This window comes from Candidatus Nitrosocosmicus sp. R, assembly GCF_054408505.1.
In genome coordinates, this window is the sequence record NZ_CP167090.1 from 3,132,568 (window position 1) to 3,144,357 (window position 11,790).

At 33.2% G+C, this 11,790-nt stretch carries 9 protein-coding genes; 4 read left to right on the forward strand and 5 right to left on the reverse strand.

What is annotated here, in order from left to right; translation table 11 throughout:
- Nucleotides 1-28: 28 nt before the first annotated feature.
- Complete coding sequence (tmk, locus tag AAGU22_RS16260) at nucleotides 29-799, forward strand: dTMP kinase (RefSeq protein ID WP_458720134.1); 771 nt, start codon at nucleotides 29-31, stop codon at nucleotides 797-799.
- 1,068 nt (nucleotides 800-1,867) lie between these two features.
- Here the strand turns inward: tmk and AAGU22_RS16265 are convergent.
- From AAGU22_RS16265 to AAGU22_RS16275, 3 genes are all read right to left on the reverse strand, one after another.
- Nucleotides 1,868-2,425: a CHAD domain-containing protein gene (locus AAGU22_RS16265; protein WP_458721810.1), complete on the reverse strand. Its 558-nt coding sequence runs from the start codon at nucleotides 2,423-2,425 to the stop codon at nucleotides 1,868-1,870.
- A complete protein-coding gene (locus AAGU22_RS16270; RefSeq protein ID WP_458720135.1) occupies nucleotides 2,403-2,768 on the reverse strand; it encodes a hypothetical protein in 366 nt (121 codons plus the stop codon). Before AAGU22_RS16270 ends, AAGU22_RS16265 begins: the two co-directional genes overlap by 23 nt.
- 248 nt (nucleotides 2,769-3,016) lie before the next feature.
- Nucleotides 3,017-3,541 (reverse strand): SixA phosphatase family protein, encoded by a 525-nt coding sequence (locus AAGU22_RS16275; RefSeq protein WP_458720136.1) that lies wholly within the window; start codon nucleotides 3,539-3,541, stop codon nucleotides 3,017-3,019.
- A 1,995-nt stretch (nucleotides 3,542-5,536) separates the two neighbouring features.
- On the opposite strand from AAGU22_RS16275, the gene AAGU22_RS16280 reads away from it, so the two are divergent.
- Nucleotides 5,537-7,210 carry an FAD-dependent oxidoreductase gene (locus AAGU22_RS16280; RefSeq protein WP_458720137.1) on the forward strand — a complete coding sequence of 558 codons (1,674 nt, stop codon included), beginning with the start codon at nucleotides 5,537-5,539 and terminating at the stop codon, nucleotides 7,208-7,210.
- 135 nt (nucleotides 7,211-7,345) lie between these two features.
- Nucleotides 7,346-7,663, forward strand: a complete 318-nt coding sequence (locus AAGU22_RS16285; RefSeq protein WP_458720138.1) for a low temperature requirement protein A — start codon at nucleotides 7,346-7,348, stop codon at nucleotides 7,661-7,663.
- A gap of 218 nt (nucleotides 7,664-7,881) precedes the next feature.
- On the opposite strand, the gene AAGU22_RS16290 is transcribed toward AAGU22_RS16285, so the two are convergent.
- The gene (locus AAGU22_RS16290) at nucleotides 7,882-9,207 is read right to left on the reverse strand and encodes an MFS transporter (protein ID WP_458720139.1); all 1,326 of its coding nucleotides are present in this window, start codon (nucleotides 9,205-9,207) and stop codon (nucleotides 7,882-7,884) included.
- Nucleotides 9,208-9,319: 112 nt separating this feature from the next.
- Nucleotides 9,320-10,474: a thioredoxin-like domain-containing protein gene (locus AAGU22_RS16295; protein ID WP_458720140.1), complete on the reverse strand. Its 1,155-nt coding sequence runs from the start codon at nucleotides 10,472-10,474 to the stop codon at nucleotides 9,320-9,322.
- A 618-nt stretch (nucleotides 10,475-11,092) separates the two neighbouring features.
- Between AAGU22_RS16295 and AAGU22_RS16300 the strand changes: the two genes are divergently transcribed.
- Entirely contained in the window at nucleotides 11,093-11,392 is a 300-nt protein-coding gene (locus AAGU22_RS16300) for a hypothetical protein (RefSeq protein ID WP_458720141.1), read from the forward strand.
- The last annotated feature ends 398 nt before the right edge of the window (nucleotides 11,393-11,790 follow it).

Genomic DNA, 11,790 nt, shown 5'->3' on the forward strand with positions numbered 1-11,790 from the left:
ATTGGAAAGGGTTACTAGGGAATAGAAAATGGACTCAAGAACATTAATAAAGAAAACATATTCGTCTAATGATAGCGAAGACAGTAATAAAATTAAATTTATTAACCATTCTGGAATAAAATATCTCAAAGACATTGAAATACATGGATCGTTCATAGTAATCGAGGGGCCCGATGCCTCGGGAAGAAATACTCAAATTCAAAAAATAACCGAGAAATTAGAGGCTGATGGACATGCAGTGGTTAATACCGGATTAAAAAGATCTGATCTCATATCAAAGGGAATAATTGAAGCAAAACGAAACTATCAGGTCGGTAGAAGAACTATGGCACTTTATTATGCAGCCGATTTCGCCGATCAATTGGAAAATAAAATAATTCCTGCGCTTAAAGCTGGTTTTGTCGTAATTTCTGATAGATATATCTACACACTTATAGCGAGAAGCTCGGTTAGAGGAATAAATAAAAATTGGTTACATCAATTACATAGTTTTGCGATCAAACCAGATCTTATTTTCTATCTGAATGTGGATCCATATAATCTGATACATAGAGTTTTTAAAAAGAATAAATCCCTAGATTATTATGAATCAGGAGCGGATCTAGGCATATCGGCAGATATTTTTGATTCCTTTATTAAATATCAATATTTGTTGAAGAAAGAGTTTGTTATTATGCAAAAAAAATATGGACTTATTGATATCGATGGTGATAAGCACATTGAAGATATTTATAACCAAATTCAATCAAAAATTAGTGAATTTCTTAATCAAAATAAGAATAATGGTGCCAAAGTTTAATTATAGAATTGAGCACATTTTGAGTAACTGTTCTTTGTCGTGGAACTAATCTATCTACAGCCTTGTTAATAATTTATGATATGGTTTTCAATGATGCTTATTAAACAATCGAATAGATGAAATGCCTTCAGATAAGATAAGCTTGGTACAACGAAAAAGACGGATTTATCTATATGAAGTTAATTTATGTTATCAATTCCATTTGATTTTGAGGAGATGCGAAGCTGATTCTTGAAATTGATATTTTATTACCCCCTTCTTTATTATGAATGCGTACCAATCAACGAAATCAATCATAATCCTTGAAATTCTAGAATGAATATAGATTTTCCGTTTTCTCTTTATAGCGATGAAATTTTTCATAATGATTTTTTCGTATCAAATCAACTTTTATACTTTAATTTACAAAGATTTTGATTTCTATTTTGCTACGATAGTTATTACATACTCTGGTGTAAGTATATCTCTATAAAGTACATGGTAACTATTAGGACAATCGTTAAATCCTTCATCGAGATAGCTTGTTCATGGTGAACAAGAGCACAAATTTATACTCAGAGGAAGGAAAATTATGTATGGGTTGCTTTCATCAAAGATTTAATCATCGATATAACGTGGGAAAACAAAATAATAGTCTTTTATGTGATCACCCAAAATGCAATTGTATCCAGTTTGTGGAATGGATTTGATCTTCATTAATCATAGTTTTTGGTCGTACCATAACAGTCAGTAAACGAAAGTGCATCTGTAAGTTATTGTTTAAATCCTAAAATATATCCACATCTAAATCTATCTTTTTCTTGCACACTGATCCTACTATTAATAATTTCGATAAAATGTTTTGTTACTTTATGAGATAAAAGATAAATGATTCCTTCGCAAAGGATCGTATTTGATTCTTGTCTATCATGTCTACAATGAGATTCACCACTCACTCTTAAGTATAGATTAATTATAGAAAGATGATATATACATTTTATATAATATCATAAGAAGAGTTAGGCATTCTTGCCTTTCCATTTCTTCTTGCCAGGTTCATATTTTTGCTTGATTGTTTATGTTAGACTATTATAAGCCACCATTCACAACCAATGTTCTTGTAGATTTACCGTAATTAATGAAATCATTAAATTTTGTCTTTCGTACCTTTGTAACATTCGCTATTGTACTTGTAATTAGTGGATTGTTGGATGCTTGATGTTGCCTCAAATAATCCAAGGCAATATCATAGTCGTGGATATCGCCAAGCATTCCTTGAATTTTTTCAAGATGTTCGAGGATCTTGTGATTATTATTGCGAATTAATACATTTGTGTCATCATTTATATTCTTTTTACTAGCATCACTCTCCTCTTTATTTGTCACAAGTTCGATTAAATAGCGCAATTTCTTTGAATCTTTTCTTAGTTCATGTAGCTCCATAATTCTACTATCATCGCCGATTACGATTGGGATCCTCGCTTCTATATTCTTCTTTAATTTTCGAGATATTTTTGCTAATCTTTTTATTGAAATCTCTTCAAAATTCTTTTCAGTTTTATTTTTGTCGTATAAACTTGGGACAACTATATCTTTTAAATCTAAAGCAATTGTTCTGGCTTCTTCAAGTTGATTTTCTCTGTTCAGTACCTAAGGGGTTTTCATAATACTCTAATTGTTGTTCAGGCATCTTGCCTTCCTTAGCCAACTTTTCGAGAATTATATCGATATCTCGTATATTACTATTAATTTTGAACAGTCTTTTACCCACACTGGCAAACTCTTTGATTTTCTTTTTCTTCCGAATTTGTTTAGGACTTGACTGGTAGGTCGCTTCGAGTCTTCGTAGTGATGTTCGCATATGGTGAATGTTATCTTCCGTTGGATTTTCCAAATACTTGTCTAATTTAGTATAAACCCTTTTGATGTTTTGAGTACAGTTATCAGCATATGTATTAACATCAAAATGGATGTAGTAATATTCCAACATATAATACTACACTATTACTATACTATTTTAAGTATTATATACATAACTAAGAGACTTACCTCTCATTTCAAAGTTGATATGTAGACTACCTAAATATACCAATTGTCAAAAAGATAGGATGATACATTTAGCAATAATCATTCGTTTACCCTTAAAAGCAATATATAAACAAGACTAAAAATTCACGCAATTTCTATATTTTATTTTCAGTTTCGACAAGTTGGCAAGAACCCAGTATGATTGAATTATTATTCAATTTTTTTAGGTCTCCAAATATCTACAAGTTCAGATTTAAAATTACAATGCAGATCGATAGATTTCCAATTTTCAATACTTAATTTCAATTGAACGAAAGTGCAGGTTGGTATCCTTATTTTTCTGTTGATCAGCATACCTGCCAATTCTTCTAGATCGGGGTTGTGTCCAATGACCATTAATTTTTGTTTGTCATTTGGTACTGTAGATAGTGCGCTTATGTAAGCGTCAATACCACCTCGGTGTAATGAAAAATTGACTTCAATGAGATTTTTATAGCCAGAATGCCTACACAGGTATTTAGTAGTTTCAATAGCCCTAAGCGCTGAGGAGGTTATGATGGTATCCGGAAATATGTTCATTTTTTTTAGATGTTCTCCCATTTTGATGGCTTCTCGTCTGCCTCTATTATTAAGTGGTCTGTCGTGATCATCCACCTTTTTATCCTTCCAACTGGATTTTGCATGTCTGAGTATTAATAAGACTTTGTTAATATCCTCATCTCCATTGACAGGCATGAAAACATTATCGATAACATACTAAAAAAGTATCCTATTATTTAAATCCCATAATTACCTTATGTGGAATCGACTAATCTCTATCTTAATTATTTCTTATATACATTGCTCCTCAGTCAAAATCATTAACAAATGACCAAACAAGGAATATAGTTTAGAAATGAAACTAGAAAACAAAAATGGTACGTAGTACTAGTTTTACTCTTGTCCGGCGACGTTATTTCCTACAATGCCATTAAATTCGAGGACAACTTTATTGCAGGTAGGGCAATAACATTTTCTGATTCGCAAGATGCTGCTTGATTGGATAAGGATGATTAGCAAGGATCGGGCGGCATTGCTCTCTTTTATAGAATGCACATTATCCGTGAGCCTCGTCGTTATCAAACCAATTTACAAGATTTACTATTAAGAGAATTATTAGTTTATTTCATTATAGCGGGTAATTTCCTAATATGTTTATGAATTGTGAAAAATTATTTGATTAAGATTCGATTATCAATGATTAACACGTTATTAGGTATTATCCTTGTATCTCTTAGTTACCAATTGGGTAAATGATTCGTATGACAAAATATTAAATAATATGGAATCGCCCGGATATGATTAATTATAGATGCGTTATTCACAACAAAAGATTTCATTCAATTAGGAATAGATGTGTAGTGGAATTGCAATCAATAAATATTTCAAGAAAAAGATTCACAATAAATTATCTATTCAGTAATTTTAAAGAAGGTACATGGATAGCTACCAACATTAAGTATTGAATATTTGTGAATTGTTGGACCGAAATAAACTAGTTATTTCTATCAAAGATAAAGGCATCAATTGGAAGTCCACCTGGCGTAACTTTCTCATGCTTTTGTGTATCATAATACCGTAAATCATCATCAAGTTGATTGGGATATTGGTATTAACATCCCTGCTTTACTAGTACACCTATGACATGATTGTAGCCTTTACTTTTCATACGAAATCAAATATCTTGTATGTATGGTTATGTCCAGTTCTAATATAAGGTAGTTGTATATTTTGACAATAGAGCATATATTTCAAACTTATAGAATAGATTAGTTTCCACACCCATAATAGTGGACTACTACTTGGTGTCTTTGTTATGGAAAAAGCTTAATTTGCGCAAAGGATTCCACTATGATAATTCAATGATTCAAGAACCTGTATGTGATGAATGTTCCAAAGAGCTAGAAAGTATGAAATCAATTTAAAAGAACCTTATTGTATTGACCCCACCAATACATTTATTAGTTTAGTAACGAAGATAATGGAAATGTGAAAACCACTAATCGTTTTTAATCATAAAGAATTATAGTAATCATGTTAATTCAAAGAAATTAAATTAGAGGTGTTTGAAAGTAACTCATTTGAACTGATTACTATTTTCAATTTATATAATTTGTCTGCACAAATGATCATTCATTTATTAAATGTTAAGTCGTATAAAATAACTACTTTTATTTGTAATCCATAGCTCTGGATTAGTGAATTAATGAATAAAGGGGTAATAAGGATAGATTAGCGCTAAAAACACATTATTGAGTAACTATATTAAATATCTAAATGCTCCATAGTATTCGATAGACAACGAAATTATTATTATGGTTTCAAATGCAATAACTCGTGCGTGTTATTGTGAAAGAATCATAACGATCTCCTATCATTTTTGATAAAGTATGTCCTACTGCAAAAAGATTGAAATTTCAAAAAAAAGTGGTCGTATTTCATAATAATTTATAACGTATCTTGTTATTATTTAAAATATCAATAAAAATTATGGACAATTAATAAATTAAATCGATAATGATAAATAATAACTGTTATTTGTCTATAGATGATAAGAAAATTGAAAATAACTATTCTATTTTATGCTATCTCGTCATCCAAAAATGTCAAGTCATTTCCTTTTATTATTATCCTTAGATTCTTGACTTACTCATTGAAGAGTCAAATAATATGGTGGATGGAAATGGCTCTATGAGCGATAATCCTGGGGGACTTCCGTTAACTAAATCTCATATGGAGCGAATATTTCCTAAATTAACCGATGAACAGATTAGTCGAATGAAAGAGCATGGTCACAAACGTGCAGTAAAACTCGGAGAAGTCCTAGTCGAGCAGGGATATAGTAACGTTCCTTTCTTTGTAGTAATATCGGGCGAAATAGAGATTCTTCGTCCTTCTGGCGACATTGAGACCCTTATTACCGTACATGGCCCAGGTCAGTTTACAGGAGAGATCAACATGCTCTCTGGACGTCGGGCTCTCTTTCGTGCACGTGTAACAAAATCAGGTAACGTAATTGAAATGGATCGTCAAAACATGATGGCTTTGCTCCAAAGCGACGCTGAGATAAGCGATATCTTGATGCGGGCTTTCATTCTCCGCCGAGTGGAATTGGTGGCGGCTGGAGTTGGAGACGTTGTGCTCATTGGTTCATCCAATTCAGCACGCACGTTTCAGATCAAAGAGTTTCTCATGCGTAACGGACATCCATACAACTACATAGACCTTGAAAGCGATTCAGAGGTACAACAACTATTGGATAATTTCCATATTTTAGCCAACGACATACCTGTCCTGATCTGCCAAGGTAAGTTTGTGCTCCGAAATCCCAATAACCAGCAAATCGCTAATTGCTTGGGCTTTAATGAAATAATTAACCAAACCACAGTGAGAGATCTCGTTATCATTGGTGCCGGTCCCTCTGGGTTAGCTGCGGCAGTATATGGGGCGTCTGAAGGACTAGATGTTTTGGTGATGGAAACTAGCTCCCCGGGCGGACAGGCTGGTTCCAGTTCAAGAATCGAAAATTACTTGGGATTTCCAACTGGTATATCAGGTCAGGATCTTGCAGGTAGGGCCTACACCCAAGCGCAAAAGTTTGGTGCGGAGATACTCATCACCAAAGGGTTACGACTCTCCTGTGATGGCAAACCCTACATAGTTGAAAATGAGGATGGATCCAAAATACCGACACGTACAGTCATAATTGCAACGGGGGCTGAGTATAGAAAGCTGCAATTAAAAAACCTGCAACGTTTTGAAGGTATGGGCGTTTATTATGGAGCAACCTTTTTGGAATCACAGTTATGTAAAGGGGAAGAAGTAATTGTTGTTGGCGGAGGAAACTCGGCCGGCCAGGCTGCCGTCTTCTTGGCTGAGTCGGCAAAATGTGTACACGTTCTCATTAGATCTGCCGGCTTGGCAGAAAGCATGTCGCGCTACCTTATCCGCCGGATCGAAGATAATTCCAAGATTGCATTACATACGTACACGGAGATCATAACACTCGAGGGTGATATTCACCTCGAATCTGTACAGTGGCAAAACAGTATAACTAAGGAGATAGAGAAGCATCAAATTAGTAATGTATTTGTTATGGCAGGCGCTGCTCCAAACACTTCATGGCTTGATGGCTGTATTGCTCTTGACTCTAAAGGCTTTATCAAGACCGGTACTGATCTGACACCAGAATATCTGAGGACTATAGATTGGCCCATTGCCCGTCAGCCATACTCATTTGAAACCAGTTTACCTGGAATTTTTGCTGTGGGTGATGTGCGTGCTGGTAGTATCAAGCGAGTTGCATCGGCGGTGGGAGAAGGATCAGTTGCGATCTCATTTATCCATAAAGTACTTCAGGAATGAAAATAAGTTAAGCAAGCACTAGGATAGAGAATTATTTTCTTATTCTTCCTATATGTGTAACATTTTTCACAAAAGGTGGGTCGAATATCATATCGTTATGTCAAATAGTAATATACTAATCAATTAAAATTAGAAATGAACCGAGAAAAAGAAAAGGAGGAAGAGGAACGACATGTTAGCTGGTTAGAACTATTTTATGATTTGGTATATGCTGCTGCAATTGCTCAATTAGGTCAAAGTCTAAGGCGTGATTTATCCATACAAGGCTTTGTTGAATATGTATTACTGTTTATAATCGTATGTTGGGCTTGGACAGGGGCAGCATTCTATGCCAAGAGGTTTGATGTAAATAATCTCGTTCATAGGATATTAGTCCTCTTGCAGATAGCTCAAGCAGTACCTATAACCGTGAATTCCAATCATGCCTTTGATAAAACTTCATGGGTTTCATAATATCTTATGTAGCAATCAGGTCTTCTCTAAACCAGAATAAATAAGAACAGGGAAAAAATGACTATGAATAAAAGTTTCAAGATTAAATTAAATAATTAAAAAAACAGTTCTTGCTGAAGAGACCGCTTAATCTGAAATATTAGATATTGTTACAAAATCATTCAAGGATTGATGATTGGTGATGTAATATTGGTCATTGGTCCTATCCATGGCAGAAACTATCCAACTAGCTCCTTCACTTTCAATAGTTTAAATGACATGACAAAAACCATGAATATTACTGCAGCAGAAATAAGAAAAGTAGTTGGACCAATTAAATTATATAATAATCCACCCAAGATTAGCCCTATAATACTGGCCAGACTTCCCATGCTGCTTCCGACACCTTGAATTACTCCCTGGTGGACAGTTCCAGCACGCTTTGAAAGTAAAGACATAAAAGATGGCCACATAAGACCATTACCGAGTGCAAACAGAACTAACGCCACATAAACTAATACGGTGCTATTAAACATGAACAGTGCAAAATTTACACCTAAAATGAAACTCCCAATTACAACTAGTTTTTCCTCAGAGAATTTTTGTAGAGCTTTTCTAAGTACCGGACCTTGTACTAGAATCATTACGCCACTCAACACAGAATAAAATATACCCATTTCTGTTACCGTCCATTTTAGACCTGATACTGCATGTATTGGAAAGGAGGTGTAATAGATGTTAAATCCAAGAAAGATAAAAAAATACAATACTAACAAAAAGGATATATCTTTTAATCTGAAGACGTCTAAGAATGATAGATTTTTAGGATTTGGAATCTTGTAGCACTCCTTTGGTTCACAAGAAAAGACTTTTCTAATTGATTCTTTTTCTGAAATTTCGACCAATGAGGCGGTGGTTGTCATCGCTGTCGTCGTTACTTTCGATTCCTTTAGCATAAAGGCTATTACAATTAATGAGATTAAAGAAATAAAGACTGCCGCCAACACTGGTAGTATCTCTTCATAAATAGTAGAGCCTAAAATGCCCGCCAACGCCGGTCCAACAATAAAACCCAAATTAGATGATATTGCCATCTTGCCAAAATTTTTACTTCTACTTTTATCTGTTGATATGTCTGCAAGATAAGCATTTGCAACAGAAATATTGCCGCCCGTTATTCCATCTAATGCCCTTGCTAAAAATAATATTATTAGAGGAAGTGTAATAACAAAAGTTCCGAGAATGATCGAATTAACACTGTAAATATTCCAGACAGGTACAAAAAGTGCAATAAGAAAAACTACCCAACCTACGAATGTACCGCCATTACTTATCAGTAAGACCTTTTTTCTTCCGATAGTATCAGACCATCTTCCTAATAGTGGAGCTCCAATGAGTTGAAACGCAGGATAAATTGCCGCCAATATCCCATACACAAGAGAATTGCCTCCAAAATCTATAACTAAAAATACCAAAAAAGGCAAAACTATGCTAAAACCCATAGTTCCAATAAAATTCGATAATAATAATGGAAAAATTGAAACCTGCTTATTTACAATGGCCATTTTGAGTTTAAGACGATAAGAAAGTTGTTGTACTTAAGGTTATGATAGAACCATGAGAAATTATCATATGTCTTTTGAATAATCAATACTTTACCATCATTGAGCATATTTCTTATCCAAAATTAAATACATAAGCTTGAAATCCTTTTCCTTTAACATCTATTATTAATGAATGAAAGTCATCATCATATGATTGATGATTTACTATGTTGTACAACCTAGGGTAATCAATCGCGAATTGAGAATCACTTTCTGTATCTACACCTCTGGAATAATTTGATAACAAGGAATAATCCTCATTAACTATTCCTTGACCTTTGCCTCCTGCTACCAAGTTTACAGACTTTGCAGAATAGAGTAAACCAATGCGGCCTGAGTCACTTTGTAATTCAACATTATCATGATTGATTTTCCATTTTCCTTCGAGATATATTGTATTAGGTTTGATTGATCCATTCAATGATGGTATTGTATAGGTCACCGTTTGTCCAGCATGAACTCCTTCGGAATTTCCTATTGCTGAATTTGACCCTTGATTTCCAAAATACAATTCTGGTGTTTTAATTTTTGAAAATTCAACAGGCTGTTTAAGAAAATTATTAATATTATTGGTAGAATTAAATTGAGATTTGTTCTCATAGGGGAAGGTTGTATTTAGATCGATATTTTCTATTTCTTTGTTACCATTTCTTTCAGCTAAGAGTGATTGAATTACCTTTTCTGTTTGATTGTACTCTCCCTCGCCTATTTTGTTATACACTATATACCCTTGAGGATCGACAATATACATCCTGGGCCAATAATTATTCTCATAGGCATTCCAAATTTTATGGTCATTGTCTTGTATTACTGGATATTTTATGCCGTATTTTTGTAATGAAGTGTTTACATAATCAATATTTTTTTCAAATTCAAACTCTGGTGTATGTACTCCAACTATTACCAGTCCTTTATCCGCATACTTTGTATTCCAATCTATAATATGCGGAACGGTTCTTAGTACATTAATACAACTATAAGTCCAAAAATTGACAAGTACCACTTTTCCTTTTAAACTAGTCATAGTTAGCGGCTTACCATCATTGATATTGATGATATCTATACCTTCACCAGGTTTTTCAAATTCAGGTGCAATTTCATATTGAGATTTATTGCCTGATACTTTCTTTTCGTCAATCTGTGGTATTAATGTAGCATACTTTGGAAAAATTTTTCCATCCGAGTTAGTACCTGCATTAACAGGGAGTAGAAATGGGGAGTATGTCAAATAACTAATAATTAAAGTACATACTATAATTTCAGTTATTAAAATAATGATATTTTGTTTAAATTTTAATCACTTTTTCCTCATTCATTTCATAGTAGTATTTTTTTAAAGGACTTTATCTTGTTTGTTCTTGTCTCAATATAGAGATACTTGCTGTTGACAAACATATTTGTTGATCTAAATCCTATAAATATTATAAAAAAAGTTTGTATAACAATTAAACGTGTTCTACTTTCTCCATAATTTTTCATGTATAATGACCCATTTATCTAATATTTAAGATAGATGAATTCTGTAATTAAGAATTATTCGTTAGACCCTGAATATGGACTTTTTTGATAAAATGACTTTTGTTTTAAGAAAATATGAAACTCAGCCGGGAAATAATATCTTAATAAATGATACTTCATATCAATACATAAAGAATGGAATTGTGGTAAAAATCCATACTAGAGATTAGTATCAAACGCCAAGATCATCCATCTTATATATCCAACTAATTATGAAATTCCATTACCTAAATACAGAAACTATACAAAATTAACATGATGATCAGGAACTAAAAAGAAAGAATTAGATTATAAAAACCTTTTAAGGACAGAAATACAGATTCTTATTATGAGTCTTGAGGGCAACTCACAACCGAGTCAAGAAATACTTGATATATGCAATCAGTTACAAGCGAACTATAATCCTAAAAAGACCCATTGGACTATGGATGAATTATATAATAGAATATTTGACGATACAAGGCTAAAAGAAGGCAGGCTGAGTTCTAAACATTTCGTAAAGGATATGGATTGGATAATAAAACTTGGTTTGATCTCTTTTCATGACGGTATGGTGAAATTGGACGAATTTACTAAAAATAGACTTGTACAATATTTTGATGAACATACAGACACCGTGGAAGACTAAACTTTCCAATACAAGAGGCAATAGTCATAATCTTCTAATCTATTCTAATTTGTATTAAGGATACCATACAAAGCCATATTGTAGACACATTGTTTTAGATGGTTTATCAAACCGTAATAACATAACGCCTACATCACGGATATTATTACTACAATCAACACAATAAACTTTACAAACAAGTCTTTCTCTTACCCTTTTTTCATCCCACTTACTCATGGCATATCTATCGTCTTCATTCAAAGCGGAATACAGGTTCCCGATAGATGCAGGATCTTTTTTAGAAACATAGATCGAAGAATGATCTTATGCAGAATAAAAGATATCTTTCTTCATGACAAACCATGGTAATAACATTATTTGAAGTTTCTCACTAGTTTGACGTTCCTATCAATAGTAGA